Raw genomic sequence first — 13093 nt, 5'->3', positions numbered from 1 at the left:
CAACGCGGACGAGTGCACTAACTCAGGGGCGCGGGGAACTGCGCGACCAGCCACAACACACCCGCAGCCGCCACGCAACGCACCCCCCTACGGTCTATCGGGGCGAACTCCGGTGCCGATGAGCCAACGCCTCATAAGAGGCCGCCAACGCAGGAGCCGCCGCCTCGTACGTCCGCTGCGCCACCCCCACGAACAGACAGTCCACCACCAGCAACTGACTGGTCCGCGAGGACATCGCGGCGGGCCGCAGCTCGCTCTCCCGCGCCGTGGACGTCGTCAGCACATGATCCGCGTACTGCGTCACCGACGAATTCGGCCGCCCGGTGATCGCGACGGTCGTGGCCCCCCGCTCGAAGGCCACCCGCAACGGCTCTATGACATCCCCGGTCGACCCGGAGTGCGTGATGGCTATCGCCACGTCCCCGGCCCGCAACTGCACCGCGTTCGTCACCGCGAGATGCGGATCGCTGTGCGCGTGCGCGATCAGCCCTATCCGCAGCAGCTTCTGCGTGAGGTCCTGGGCGACCAGCCCGGACGCCCCGATGCCGTACACGTCCGTGCGCCGCGCCCCGGCGAGCGCCCCCACCGCGGCCCCCAGCTGCGCCGTGTCGAGGCCGGCGGCGGTGTCCGCGAGGGTCTGCTGCTCGTCGTAGGCGAGTTTCGCGACGACGTCGGCGATCGGGTCGTCGACGGCGATGTCGGTGGTGATCGCGGGCGCCCGCCCCGACTGCTGCTGCGCGGCGAGCCCGGCGAGGGCGAGCCGCAGGTCGCGGTAGCCGGGGTAACCGAGCAGCCGGGCGGTGCGGACGACGGTCGCCTCGCTGGTGCCGGTGAGCTCCGCGAGGCCGGTGACCGTGAGGGCGGCGCAGCCGGCCGGGTCGCCCGCGACGGCCTCGGCGACGCGCTGCATGGAGCGGGTCATGGAGGGGGCGAGGGTGCGCACCTTCGCCGCGAGGGCGGCGGGAGCCGGCGGAGCACCACCGCTGCCACCACCGCTGCCGCGGGTTCCGAAAATTTCCTTCACGTCCTCGGTCACCCTTGAAAGATATTTTCGTTTCGGTCGGCCGGTCAAGACCGCGCACAATGGGAGCATGCACCCCGTAAGCCCCTTGGAACAGGCGTTGCACGCAGCCCGCGCCCTCGTGCTCGCCGATCTGGTCGCGGGCGAGGTCGCCGAGGCGGACGTGGTCTCACTGGTCGAGGACGCCGTCGTACAGCGGCGCTGGTGGATCGAGCAGTGGCCGGAGGGCGCGGAGTACGTGGCGGGGCTGGTGGCCCAGGACGTGCAGGACGCGCTGCTGGAGCGGTACGGCCGCTGGCCGCTGTGCCCGGTGTGCGGCTCCGGCGACCCGCACGCGCTGGACGTCGAACCGGAGCTCGGCCCCGACCCGCACTGGGTGTGCCACAAGGCGGGCGTGAAGGTCGCCTCCGTCGGCTCCCTGAGCGGGGCGACCGGCGGGATGTCCTCCTCGTGACGGTGTACATCGACCCACCGAACTGGCCGGGCCACGGCCGGATGTGGTCCCACCTGGTCAGCGACGTGTCGTACGCCGAACTGCACGGCTTCGCCGAGGCACTGGCCGTTCCGCGCCGGGCCTTCGAACGCGACCACTACGACATCCCGTCCCACCGTTACGGGGACGCGGTCGCGGCCGGGGCGGTGGAGGTCAGCAGCCGCGAGGTGGTGCGGCTGCTGCACGGTGCCGGGCTGCGTCGGCGCAAGAGCGACCCGCCCCGGTGACGGCGGGTGCCCCGGGTGCCCCGGTGACGGCGGCTACCCAGCCCGCAGTTCGAAGGCCAGCCCTGCCTCGTCCTCGCTCACCTTGGCGAAGCCGGCGCGGGTGACGACCGCCTGGGAGGGGGTGTTGGTGGTGTCGACGGTGGCGAAGAGGGAGTGGACGTCGTCGCGGGCCAGGGCCCAGTCGGCGAGGGTGCGGAGCGCCTCCGTGGCGTAGCCGTGGCCGCGGGCGGCCTCGGTCAGGTCGTAGCCGATCTCCACGCGGCCCTCCCCGTCCGGGGCGGAGTGGAAGCCGAGGCCGCCGATCGCCCGGCCGTCCTCCCGGCGGACCAGGGCGAAGACGCCGAACTCCGGCCGGTGCACGCCCCCTTCGTACGCCTTCAGCAGGAAGCCGGCGGCGTCCCGGGTGCCCTCGTAGGGGCCGCCCTCGATCCACTCGAAGCCGCCGTCGCCGCCGAGGCGCAGGTCGCGGGCGGCGGCGGGACGGATGCCGACGAGGTCGAGGCGTTCGGCGGGCAGGACGAGGTTGTTGTACCAGCGCCAGTCGGTGACCGGGGCGCGGCCGGGCAGCTCGCCGCGGCCGGTGGCCCACAGCAGGGTCGGCCAGGCGGCGGGGCCCGGCTGGACGTGCGGGAACAGCCAGCCCAGGACGGACTCGGCGAGCTGCTCGGCGGGCCGGTAGGGGATGCCCAGGCCGGTGGCCATGTCGTGGGTGTGGAGCAGCACTTCGGCGATCCCCATCGCGGCGAAGCCCACCCGGTCGGCGCTGCGGAAGGGGTACGGGTGGAAGGCGCGGACCTGGCGGGGAGTGGTGCGGACGGTGGCCGCGAGCAGGGCGCCGGTGGTCTCGATGACGTGCAGCAGGCCGGAGTTGTCGGTGCCGTCGTCGAGCCTGAGCTCGAAGGGCACGTACGCGTCCTGGGCGCGTCCGGCCAGATTGGCGGCGTACGCGACGAGGTCGTCGGCGACGTGGACCGCCGTCTCGTGGCAGTTCCAGTCCAGCCGCCCCGCCCGCACCTCTGCCCAGTTCCGGTCCACCGCCGTCCGCAGGGCCGCCGTGCAGCCCGCGACGGCCTCTTCCACCTGGTCCCCGCCCATGTCACCCATGGGCGGCACCCTAGGACGCCGGATCCTCCGCGGTCGACAGCATTTCCAGCTCCGCCGCGAGGTTGTAGCGGGCGGTCGGTTCCCACTCGGTACGGCCGTGGGGCGTCCTGAACAGCCGGGGCAGGTCGAGCAGTTGGCGCAGGATCGCGGCACGGCCCTCGCGGAAGGCGTCGTTCGGGACGAAGTGGTACTCCTCGCGGACGGCGGCGGTGTAGGCGGCGTACGCGGAGGGCGGGGCGGCGAGGATCGCGAGGTCGGCGTCGCACAGCACCTCGCCGTTGCGGTCGCCGGGGGCCGGGTCGTGGGTGACGGTGAGCCGCACCAGGCGCGCGACCTCGGCGATGTTCGCCGCGGAGATCCCGGTGTCGGCGAGGGCGCGTTCGGCGAGGCGGGCCGAGCGCTCCTCGTTCGTCGACCGGTCCGGCAGGTACACCGCGTCGTGGAACCACGCGGCCAGCCGGACCAGGGCCGGGTCGTCCGCGTACTCCTCCAGTACGTCGATGTGGTCGAGGACCGCCGTGAGGTGGGCCACCGTGTGATACCGGCGCTGGGGCTCCTGCCAGCGGCGGAGCAGCTCGTCGGCGTACCGGTACGGGGAGATCGCACAGGAGTCGTCCTCCCGGGACATCAGGAAGGCGGTCAGCCAGCGGGAGTGCAGGGCGTCGAGGTCGGCCATGGGGTCATTGTCCCGCGCGCGGTGAGGTAGGGGCCGATCCGGGCGAAGGTGCGGGCGGGGCGGCTGGAACCGTGCGGGTAGGGGCGGTCGTGGGGCCGGGGCGGTCTCGCGGGGGTCGGTGGTTCCCGCGTACCCTGGATTGGACTAGACCTCCTGAGGTCGGGTGGGCATCGGCCTGCCGTGCCCGGGGTACACGGGGAACACCATGGAAGGGGCCCTATGAGCACGCGTGCAGTCCTGGAGGTGATCGCCCTCGACGCCGGGGACGCGGTCGCCGCCCAGGCCGGAGGCGCGGACCGCCTCGAACTGGTCACCGACATGGCGGCCGACGGGCTGACCCCGTCGCCCCGGACCTTCACCGCGATCCGGGCCGCCGTCGACATCGACCTGCGCGTGATGCTGCGACTGGCCGACGGGTTCGCGGCGGGCGACGTCGACCGGCTGGTGGGGGTGGCCGGGGAGCTCCGGGGCGCGGGTGCCGACCAGTTCGTGCTCGGGTTCCTCGACGCGGGGGGCGGGGTGGACCTGGACGCCGTGGAGCGCGTGGTGGCCGCGCTGGACGGCTGCCGCTGGACCTTCCACCGGGCGATCGACCGGGCCGCCGACCGGGACGCGCTGCGCAAGGAGCTCGCCGACCTGCCGGGCCTGGACACCTACCTCACGGCGGGCGCCGCGGAGGGCGTGGACGAGGGGCTGCCCACGCTGCTCTCGGAGGCGCGGCGGGGTGGCGAGCCAGGTTACGAGCAGACGGTTCTGGTCGGGGGAGGGCTCCGCCTCGATCATGTGCCGCAGCTCCTGTCGGCGGAGATCGACGCGTTCCACATTGGCGGCGCGGCGAGGCCGGGCGGCTGGGACGGGCCGGTGTCGGAGACGGCGGTACGGGAGTGGCGCCAAGCCCTGGACCGACCGTGAGCGGGCCCCCTAGGTCTGCGGGGAACTGCGCGCGCGACCCCCGCTCACCCCCACCCGGCGACGATCGTCGACCGGCCCACCAGCCGTAGTCACCGCCGCCACCCCCAGCGCCAGCACCGCGATCCCCGCCCCCGCCAGCAGGAACCACCGGTCCCCGAACAACTCCAGCGCGAGACTCCCCGTACCCCCGGCCGCCGCCATGCCCAGATAGGTGGCACTGCTGCTGAGCGAGACGAGGACGGGTGCGTCGGCCGGGGCGATCGACGTGATCCGGGTGATCTGGGCGACCGCCAGCGCCCACCCGATCACCGGCGTCACCACGGCGGCCGCGAGCGCCGTCGGCATCGTGCGCAGCATCCACGGGGCGGCCGCCGCCACCGTCACATAGGCCGCGAGCGCCGACAGCACCACCACGCGCGGCCCCCACGCGTCCACCAGCCGCCCGCCCAGCTGCGAGCCGAGCACCGCCGCGATGCCGCTGACCAGGAGCAGCAGGGTCAGCCTGTCCTGGGAGCCGCCGGTCGCGGGGTAGGTGGCCACCGTGTAGTAGATGTACGTCGTCTGGAAGGCCACGAAGATCAGGAAAGTGGTGGTCGCCGCGCCCAGCACCCGGCGGTCGGCCAGCGGTGCGAGCCGCTCCGGCAGGGTCAGCGCGGCGGCGGGCTGCGGGAGTTCCCGCAACAGCGCGGCCAGTCCGGCGAAGGCCGCCGCGCCCAGCCCGGTCACCAGCCACATCGTCAGCCGCCAGTCGGTGCGGCCGATCCAGGTGCCCAGCGGCACCCCGAGCGCCGTGGCGACCGTCAGCCCGCCCATCACCGTCGCGATCGCCCGCCCGCGCCGCTCCGGCGGCACCAGCGAGGTCGCGACCGCGCTGGCGGTGGGGGTGTAGAGGGCGGCCCCCACGGCGGCCAGCACGCGCGTGCCGAGCAGGACGCCGTACGAAGGGGCCAGCGCCGTGAGGGCGTTGGCGACCGTGAAGACGGCCAGCCCGGCCAGCAGGGCGTTCCGGCGGGGCCAGCGGGCGGTGGCCGTGGCCAGGACGGGGGCGAGGACGCCGTAGGCGAGGGCGAAGACGGTCACCATCTGTCCGGCGACCGAGATGGACACGTTCAGATCGCGGGCGACGAGCGGCAGGATGCCGGCCGTCACCATGCCGTCGGTGCCGACGGCGAAGGTTCCGAGAGCGAGCAGGAGCAGGCGTAGGCGCACGAGTCCCCCAGGTGCGTCGGTACGAGAGCGCGCATGACGGTTTGACGTTGGTCAAACAATAGGGACTGTTGGATGATTGTCAAACGGTATGGAGGAGGTGTGGTCGTGGGCGACGAGGACGGCGAGTGGCTGCCGCAGCCGGACACGGCGGAGATCGAGCTGGTCGGGGTCCTGCACGCGTTCGGCGACCCGGTGCGGCTGATGCTGCTGAAGAAGTACGCGAGCGGCGAGCAGTTCAGCTGCGCGCCCGACGCGCTGGGCGTCGGCCACCTCCACAAGTCGACCGTCTCGCACCACATGAAGATCATGCGCGAGGCCGGGATCACCTCCACCCGCGCAGTCGGCCGCAACCGCTACGTCCGCCTCCGCCGCACCGACCTGGACGCCCGGTTTCCGGGGTTGCTGGATTCGGTGCTGGGGGCGTTGTAGGTGTCTAGGTGCCGGATCGGCAAGGGGGGGTGTACGCGTGATGAGGGACGTACTCGCGCCATAGCTCCGGAGTGAGGACGTTGCCGGTGGAGCGGCAGATGTAGGCGACGGCGGATCGGGTGGCCATGGGGAGGATGCGAACAGCGGACGAGCCGTCGCCGATGAAGAGGTTGCGGCCGTCGTGGGAGAACGTGATCGTGTTGATGTAGTTGGGCATGTCGACGGGCATTCCGAAGGGCCGCGCGTGTTTCGGGTCGTGGATGTCCCACAGTCGGAGTTTCTGGTCGGAACCGCCGCTGACCACTGCGTGGCCGTCCGGACTGAAGGCGAGGGCGATGACGGTGCCGCGGTGACCTGTCAGGTCCTCACCCAGCTGCCTGGGGTGGGCGGGGTCGTGAACGTCCCACAAGCGGAGTGCGCCGTCCTCGCCGGAGATCGCGAGTGCGCGGCTGTTCGGGCTGAAGACAACCGAGTTGACCGGGTCCTCACTGACCGTCAGGTGTCGGAGCAAGGGCCTGGGACGCGCAGGGTCGACGACGTCCCAGAGTCGCAGTCTGCCGCCGCTCGCGGCGGCGAGTGTACGTCCGTCAGGACTGATGGCCACACTGTTGATCCGGTCCGCTGATCCCGAGGCCAGCGGCCGGCCCAGAGGTCGTGGACGAGACGGGTCGGAGACGTTCCAGAGGGCCACTGTTCCGTCGAAATTACCGCTGGCCAGAGTGTTCCCGTCGGGCGTGAAGGCGGCACTCTGGAAGTTGTCGTCGGCATGCCCGGGCGGGCTCCCCAGGAACCTTGGCCTGGCAGCATCGGTGACGTCCCACAGCTGCACCTGCGGTCCGGCGGAGACGGCCAGCACCTTTCCCCCGGGGCGGAAGGCGACCGCGTAGGGAGAGGACGGTGCGTCGAGCCGTATCGACCTGCTGAGCAGGTGGGGGTCGCCCGTGCTGCTGACATCCCAGAGACGCACGGTCCCGTCCACCGACCCCGAGGCCAGCAGATGCCCCTCACTGCTCAGGGCCGTTGCCTGTACCGCGTCGGTATGTCCGGTGAGGATCGTGCGGGGTATCGTCCAGACCCTGATCTTGTGGTCGTTGCCGACGCTTGCCAGTTTGGTGCCCTTCGAGTCGAAGGCCAGTCCCCAGACATGGCCGGTGTGGCCCGCCAGCGATGCGAGACTCCGGAGGGTCTTCGGGGACGCCATGTTGTAGAGCCCGATGGCGTTGTCGTTGCCTCCGAGGGCCATGAGGTTGCCGCGGGGGGAGAACGCCACCGCATTGACGCTGGTTTGGGAGGAAGGGGACTCGATAGCGGCCGGCTTGGCCGGATCTGTGATGTTCCACAATTGGACCGTCCCGGTGCTTTCCGTCGCGGCGAGTGTCCGGTTGTCGTGGCTGAAAGCGACCGCCTGGACGCTGACGTCGGCCGCCGCGTCCGGGGTGATCAGCTTGCCGGCGGCCTGTGGATGCGACGGGTCCGTCACGTGCCACAGCCGTACGGTCGCGTCACTTCCGCCGGACGCCAGCATCGTGCCGTCCGGACTGAAGGCGACGCTGTACACCGAGCCGTCGGCCCCGGCCCCGGTGAGCGGATTCCCGAGGGACTTCGGGTAGCGGGGGTCGGAGATGTCCCACAGGCGGACCAGTCCGTCCTCGCCCGCTGCCGTCAGCAAGCGTCCGTCAGGGCTGATCGCGAGGGCTTCCAGCCATCCGGCACCCACCTCGACCGGGTCGCCCAGGCCGGTGGGGTGCCGGGGGTCGCGGACGTCCCACAGGCGGAAGGTGCCGTCCTCGTCGGCGGCGGCGAGGAAGTGCCCGACCGGGCTGAAGTGCACTCCCCACACCGGCTTGTGGAAACCCCGCAGCGGTTCGCCGAGCGCGCTCGGGGGACCCGCGCCGGCGGTGTTCCACAGCCGGATCTCGCCCTTGTCGTCCCCGCTGGCCAGCACGCGATCGTCCGGGCTGAAGTCCACGGTGTTCACCTCGCCCCGGTGTCCGCTCAGCAGGGCGGACAGCGGGGTGTCCTCGTCACCGAGCAGGCTGACCTCGGTGGACTCGGTCGGCTTCATCCGTTGCGCCACCAGGTCCAGCTGGGCGGCCAGAGAGGCGTCCGTCGCGCGGACCTGATCGGCCTCGGCCCTGATCTCCCCGGCGATCGCGGTATTCCGTTCCTGCCGCGCCTCCCTGGCCGACTGGACGGCGACGACCCACGCCACCGCGACGAGCAGACCCAACACACTCAGGCAGGCGATGACCCCCTGCCACACGCGCCGGGCCCGCTGCCGATGCCGTACCGAAGCCGTCAGGAACTCGGAGGCGGCCGGGCCGAGTCGTTCCCTGCCCTCGTCATCCTGGCCGGCCAGAGTGCGGGCTTCTTCCAGGCGGCCGCCCCGGTAGAGCATCCCGGGATCGCGGCCGGCCTCCTGCCAGGCGGTGGCCGCCTCCTCCAGGCGCTGCCGGGCCAGGTACTGGACGCGGTGGTCGCGGATCCACTCGCGTAGCCGGGGCCAGGCACGGAGCAGTACCTCGTGGGTGATGGTGACCGTGTCCTGCTCCCGGGTCAGCAGGCGGCCCTTGGTGAACTTCTCGATGACCTGGGCCGCTTCCCCGGGGCGTGCGCAGTGGCTCACGAGTTCGTCGTACGGCACCGGTCGGCGGGTGTCCTTGGTGCCGCTGCCGCCGAACCTGACCAGGCGGAGGAACACGGACTGCGCGGTCTGCCGGGCGGAGGGTTCCAGCCGGTCGTACCAGCTGTCCGCCTCGGCGGTCACGCTGTTGGCGATGCCGCCGGTCGCCTCGTAACCCTCCACGGTGAGGACATGGCCCGCGCGGCGCATCCAGGTGGCCCGCAGGGCGTGGGCGAGCAGGGGCAGGCGGCCGATCTCGTAGGCGCCGGCGTCGTCCGAGCCGCCCTCCGCCGCGCCCAGGTCGCGCAGCAGGACCTGCACCAGTCCGGGCTCGACGTCCAGCCCGACCGCGCGGGCGGGATACAGGATCGCCTCCCGGACGCCGTTTCTCGACAGCGGTCCCACCATCACCTGGTTGCGTTCCACCGCGTCGAGGAGACCGGGGTGCGCCGCGCACTGGGAGTAGAAGTCCGAGCGCAGACCGAACACGACCAGACCGGGTGGGGGTTCGCCGCCCGGGCCGAGTTCCGCGATGCCCAGGACCGCGTCGAGGAACTCCCGTCGCTCCAGTCTGTCGGGGCACAGCGTGAACAGTTCCTCCAGCTGGTCGACGACCAGGATCATCCGGCGCTCCCCGGAGCCCTTCGCGAGCGCTCGGCGCAGTCGCTCCGGCCGCAGGACGGGGGAGTCGTCCGAACCGCTGCCCATGACCTCCCACAGATGGTCGCTGAGGGCGTCCATCGGCCGGGACGTCGGGCTCAGCCACACCTGCGGCCAGCTCTTCGAACCCGGCAGGGCGCCCCCGGCCAGCTCGGGCAGGAGACCTGCCCTGAGCAGCGAGGACTTCCCGGCGCCGGAGGGCGCGACGACCACCAGTGCGCCGCCCACCGCGAGGCAGGTGTCGAGCCGGACGAGCAGCTTGGCCACCAGCGCGTCCCGGCCGAAGAACCACCGGGCCTGGTCGGTCCCGAACGCCGTCAGGCCCGGGTAGGGGCACTCCTCGGAGGCCGAGGCGGCGACCGTCCGGCGCCGCTCGCGCACCCCGTCCTCGAAGTGCAGATGCATGTCCCGTTCGGCGACGTAGATGTCCCGGCGGGACTGGTAGATCCGCGACCATCCGGAGGCGTACGCCTGCTGTCCGCCCTCCTCGCTCCGGACCGGCGGTCCGCCGAGACCGGGGGAGGAGGGCGGGCCGGCGGGGGTCATGACTCGTGGACGTGCAGATCGTGCCCGGAGAAGTAGACCCGGGCGTTGTCGGAGGCGTGGACCTCCTGGTTCCCGTGGCGGTCGCCGGAGTCGTTGTGCACGTGGGGGCGCACGTCCTGTTCCATCAGCCGGTCCAGTTCGGCCATCAGCTCATGGTTCTCCCCCAGCAGGTCGGCCAGCCGGTTCTCCCAGAGCGCGACCAGCTCCGCCGTCGCGTCCGTGTCCGGGCCCTGTTCCCGCGCCGCCAGGGCGCGGTTCCGGGACTCCTCCAGGTCCGTGTCCACGCGGTCGGCCTGCTGCGGGTGGATGTGACGCCACCAGTCGACGAGGGCCTTGTGCACGTGCTCCCAGGCGTCGGTGGTCATCGCCCCCACCAAAGTCGTGGCCGCCGATACTACGATCGGATCCATCGCCATCAACCCCATGAATTCCCCTATATAGGGATAATCTACCCACTTTGGGGTACGGTGTCGCGTCAACGCCGTGGCGGCCGGGGCGCTTTGGTTGAACGGTGAAGGATGGGTCCTACGTCAGCTGCGGCGGCAGCGGGGCCGCGTGGGTGACGATCAGGCCGGACACCGCTCGGGTGAGGGCCACGTACAGGCGGCGCAGGCCGGTGCGTTCGTCCGGTTCGCCGTCGACGACGGCCTGGGGTTCGTCGAGGACCACGTAGTCGTACTCGAGGCCCTTGGCCAGGGAGGCCGGGACCAGGGTGAGGCGGGTGTCGGCCGTGGTCTCCTCGCCGGGGGCGAGGAAACCGATGCCGGCCGCGGTGAGTGCCCCGGTGAGCGCGGGGACGCGGGCGTCCGCCGCGATCAGGCCCGTCGAGCCCTCGTTGCGCAGCAACTCCTCGCAGGCGGCGACCACTTCGGCGGTGGACGCGGCGGTGCGGACCTCGAAGAAGCCGGGGTTCTCACGGACCGAGGCGACCGGGGTGAGGCCGGGCGCGATGTGCGGGAGGAGGCGGGAGGCGTAGGTGATGACGTCGGTCGGGACGCGGAAACCGGCCGTCAGTTCCTCGATCACGCCGTCCGACTTGCCGAGGTGGGACAGGGCCTCGTCCCAACTCCTGGTCGCCCAGGGCGTGGTGCCCTGCGCCAGGTCGCCGAGGACGGTCGCCGAGCCGGTGGTGCAGCGGCGGCCGACCGCGCGGTACTGCATGGGGGACAGGTCCTGCGCCTCGTCCAGGACCACATGGCCGAGGGAGTGGGTGCGCTGGACGAGGTCCGTCGTCTCGTCGATCAGCACGGCGTCCGCCGCCGACCACCTGGCCGCCTTCACCGACCGCACCGGCTTCGCCCAGACGATCGTCTTCTGCTCCTCCTCGTCGAGGATCCCGGCGGCGTGCTCCGCGAGGAAGTCCGCGTCCGTGAGCAGCCGCAGCACGAGCTTCGCCGGGTCGACCGGCGGCCAGACCTGCTTCACGGCCGCCTTCACCGCCGCGTTGCGCGCCACCGAGTCCTGCACCCGGTCGTCGGGGGCCTCTCCCGACCGTTCCATCTGGACCAGCACGGCGTGCGCGATGCGCTGCGGCAGGGCCTCGCGCGCGGCGCCGTACCGGATGCCCCGGTCCAGCAACTCGCGGACGATGTCCTGCAGTTCGTACGCCGGGACCCGCCAGCGCCGGGAGCCGCGGACCACCACGACCGGCTCGGTGGGCAGGGTGACGTGCGCGTGGACGGCCCGGTGCAGCACCTCCGCCATCCGCGCGTCGCCCTTGATGACCGCGGCGGGCGCGTCGTCGGTACCGCGGATGTCCACGCCGTGCGACACCAGGTCGTCCACCGTCGCCTGCTGCACGGTCAGCTCGCCCAGGGCCGGGAGCACCTGCTCGATGTAGTGCAGGAAGGACCGGTTCGGGCCGATGACGAGGGTGCCGGTGCGGGCCAGCCGCTCCCGGTGGGCGTAGAGGAGGTAGGCCACCCGGTGCAGGCCGACGGCCGTCTTCCCGGTCCCCGGGCCACCCTGGACGCAGACGGTGCCGCCCAGCCCGCTGCGCACGATCTCGTCCTGCTCGGGCTGGATGGTCGCGACGATGTCGCGCATCGGGCCGACGCGCGGCCGCTCGATCTCCTGCTGGAGCAGCTTGCTGGTGCGGGCCACTTCCTCCGGGTCGGACAGGTGCTCGTCCTCGTACGCCGTGATGTCGCCGCGGGTGTACCCGAAGCGGCGGCGCAGCGCGATGTCCATCGGGTCCTTCTTGGACGCCCGGTAGAACGGCTGCGAGACCGGCGCCCGCCAGTCGATGACCATCGGATCGCCGTCGTGGTCGTGGACGTGCCGGCGCCCGATGTAGAAACGCTCGCCGTACGCGCCCTCGGCCTGGTCGGCGCCGGGGGCGTGCAGGTAGTCGAGGCGGCCGAAGAAGAGGGGCGTGTCGCTCAGGTCGGCCAGCGCCTTGATGCGCTCGTCGATCTGGCGGGCCAGCACCTCGGCGTTGACCCAGTTCGCGGTGACGTCGCGGATGTCCAGCGACTCGACGTCCTCGCGCATGGCGCGCAGGGCGGCCCGGGAGGACGCCAGGTGGGTGCGCTCGCGGGAGAGGGGGTCGGCGGGTGCGGGTACGTCCGTCGGCTGGTCGTGGGCGGGCGTGGACAAGGGGGTGCCTCCGAAGGCCTGCGGGTGGACGGCGCTCTGGTGTGGATGGCGCACGGGTGGCGATCAGCCGACCGGTTTCCGTCCGGGAAAGATAGGGGCGGCCCGAAGGGCCTCGGTTGAGGGTGGTGGTGGGAGACGGGTGGGCAGCACTCCGGGGACGGAGGCGGGCAAGAGCGGAGATTCTAGTGAGGCGGGGGTGGGGGAGGCCAATGGATTTTCCTCCGTCCGGCCGCCGCGTCCGCCGCGCCCCGTCGCTCCAGGAGTCCGTCCGCAGTCCCCTAGGGGGAGCGTCACCCTGGAGGCCGGTCGGAGGTAGGGGCGGGGGTCCATCCGAGGGTGGACGGGCGGATGCCGGAAATTGGACCCGTGGACCGATGCCGTCGGTATGCCCGAAGTTCCACTATTGAGGCATGAGCGCAGCAACCATCACACCAGCCCCCAGTCGTCCCCCCGGCGCCACAGCCGTGGACGGAGTCCCCCACCACCGCCTGGGCGACGCCCTGCGTGCCGTCAAGGTCTTCGTAGGCGCGGCGGTCAGCGTCGTCCTCCTCGGCGAGTACGGCGAGGAAGCGGGCATACACCGCAAGTAACGGCA

At 72.1% G+C, this 13093-nt stretch carries 12 protein-coding genes; 5 read left to right on the top strand and 7 right to left on the bottom strand.

Annotation, left to right across the window (positions count from 1 at the left end; all coding sequences use genetic code 11):
* Window positions 1–94: 94 nt before the first annotated feature.
* Window positions 95–1036 (bottom strand): SIS domain-containing protein, encoded by a 942-nt coding sequence (locus ACFZDK_RS24270; protein WP_390975501.1) that lies wholly within the window; start codon window positions 1034–1036, stop codon window positions 95–97.
* Window positions 1037–1091: 55 nt separating this feature from the next.
* Between ACFZDK_RS24270 and ACFZDK_RS24265 the strand changes: the two genes are divergently transcribed.
* Entirely contained in the window at window positions 1092–1475 is a 384-nt protein-coding gene (locus ACFZDK_RS24265) for a hypothetical protein (protein WP_390975499.1), read from the top strand.
* Window positions 1472–1741 (top strand): DUF4031 domain-containing protein, encoded by a 270-nt coding sequence (locus tag ACFZDK_RS24260; protein ID WP_390975497.1) that lies wholly within the window; start codon window positions 1472–1474, stop codon window positions 1739–1741. Before ACFZDK_RS24265 ends, ACFZDK_RS24260 begins: the two co-directional genes overlap by 4 nt.
* Before the next feature lie 33 nt (window positions 1742–1774).
* On the opposite strand, the gene ACFZDK_RS24255 is transcribed toward ACFZDK_RS24260, so the two are convergent.
* The gene (locus tag ACFZDK_RS24255; protein ID WP_390975495.1) at window positions 1775–2845 is read right to left on the bottom strand and encodes a GNAT family N-acetyltransferase; all 1071 of its coding nucleotides are present in this window, start codon (window positions 2843–2845) and stop codon (window positions 1775–1777) included.
* Between the two features lie 10 nt (window positions 2846–2855).
* On the bottom strand, window positions 2856–3521 hold the full coding sequence (locus tag ACFZDK_RS24250) for a hypothetical protein (protein WP_390975493.1): 666 nt from the start codon (window positions 3519–3521) through the stop codon (window positions 2856–2858).
* 219 nt (window positions 3522–3740) lie between these two features.
* On the opposite strand from ACFZDK_RS24250, the gene ACFZDK_RS24245 reads away from it, so the two are divergent.
* Window positions 3741–4433, top strand: a complete 693-nt coding sequence (locus ACFZDK_RS24245; protein ID WP_390975491.1) for a copper homeostasis protein CutC — start codon at window positions 3741–3743, stop codon at window positions 4431–4433.
* 9 nt (window positions 4434–4442) lie between these two features.
* On the opposite strand, the gene ACFZDK_RS24240 is transcribed toward ACFZDK_RS24245, so the two are convergent.
* Window positions 4443–5642, bottom strand: a complete 1200-nt coding sequence (locus ACFZDK_RS24240; RefSeq protein WP_390975489.1) for an MFS transporter — start codon at window positions 5640–5642, stop codon at window positions 4443–4445.
* 105 nt (window positions 5643–5747) lie between these two features.
* Here ACFZDK_RS24240 and ACFZDK_RS24235 point away from each other — a divergent pair, with 105 nt between their 5' ends.
* Window positions 5748–6071 carry an ArsR/SmtB family transcription factor gene (locus ACFZDK_RS24235; RefSeq protein WP_390975486.1) on the top strand — a complete coding sequence of 108 codons (324 nt, stop codon included), beginning with the start codon at window positions 5748–5750 and terminating at the stop codon, window positions 6069–6071.
* 4 nt (window positions 6072–6075) lie between these two features.
* On the opposite strand, the gene ACFZDK_RS24230 is transcribed toward ACFZDK_RS24235, so the two are convergent.
* The 3 genes from ACFZDK_RS24230 to ACFZDK_RS24220 all read right to left on the bottom strand — a co-directional run bounded on the left by ACFZDK_RS24230 (window position 6076) and on the right by ACFZDK_RS24220 (window position 12498).
* Window positions 6076–9900 (bottom strand): hypothetical protein, encoded by a 3825-nt coding sequence (locus ACFZDK_RS24230; protein WP_390975484.1) that lies wholly within the window; start codon window positions 9898–9900, stop codon window positions 6076–6078.
* Window positions 9897–10265, bottom strand: a complete 369-nt coding sequence (locus tag ACFZDK_RS24225; RefSeq protein WP_390975482.1) for a hypothetical protein — start codon at window positions 10263–10265, stop codon at window positions 9897–9899. The genes ACFZDK_RS24230 and ACFZDK_RS24225 overlap by 4 nt, the downstream gene beginning before the upstream one ends.
* A gap of 160 nt (window positions 10266–10425) precedes the next feature.
* Window positions 10426–12498 (bottom strand): UvrD-helicase domain-containing protein, encoded by a 2073-nt coding sequence (locus ACFZDK_RS24220; RefSeq protein WP_390975481.1) that lies wholly within the window; start codon window positions 12496–12498, stop codon window positions 10426–10428.
* Window positions 12499–12908: 410 nt separating this feature from the next.
* Between ACFZDK_RS24220 and ACFZDK_RS24215 the strand changes: the two genes are divergently transcribed.
* Window positions 12909–13088, top strand: coding sequence for a hypothetical protein (locus ACFZDK_RS24215; RefSeq protein WP_390975479.1), 180 nt, complete (start codon window positions 12909–12911; stop codon window positions 13086–13088).
* The last annotated feature ends 5 nt before the right edge of the window (window positions 13089–13093 follow it).

Source organism: Streptomyces sp. NPDC007901, assembly GCF_042959465.1.
Classification (GTDB): Bacteria; Actinomycetota; Actinomycetes; order Streptomycetales; family Streptomycetaceae; genus Streptomyces.
The sequence above is the reverse complement of the archived record's forward strand: the minus strand, read 5'-3'. Positions and strand labels throughout refer to the sequence as shown.

Coding starts and splice junctions, on each gene's coding strand:
- ACFZDK_RS24225 (WP_390975482.1), bottom strand. CDS start 10,265: ATGACCACCGACGCCTGGGAGCACGTGCACAAGGCCCTCGTCGACTGG.
- ACFZDK_RS24255 (WP_390975495.1), bottom strand. CDS start 2,845: ATGGGTGACATGGGCGGGGACCAGGTGGAAGAGGCCGTCGCGGGCTGC.
- ACFZDK_RS24265 (WP_390975499.1), top strand. CDS start 1,092: ATGCACCCCGTAAGCCCCTTGGAACAGGCGTTGCACGCAGCCCGCGCC.
- ACFZDK_RS24230 (WP_390975484.1), bottom strand. CDS start 9,900: ATGACCCCCGCCGGCCCGCCCTCCTCCCCCGGTCTCGGCGGACCGCCG.
- ACFZDK_RS24215 (WP_390975479.1), top strand. CDS start 12,909: ATGAGCGCAGCAACCATCACACCAGCCCCCAGTCGTCCCCCCGGCGCC.
- ACFZDK_RS24250 (WP_390975493.1), bottom strand. CDS start 3,521: ATGGCCGACCTCGACGCCCTGCACTCCCGCTGGCTGACCGCCTTCCTG.
- ACFZDK_RS24245 (WP_390975491.1), top strand. CDS start 3,741: ATGAGCACGCGTGCAGTCCTGGAGGTGATCGCCCTCGACGCCGGGGAC.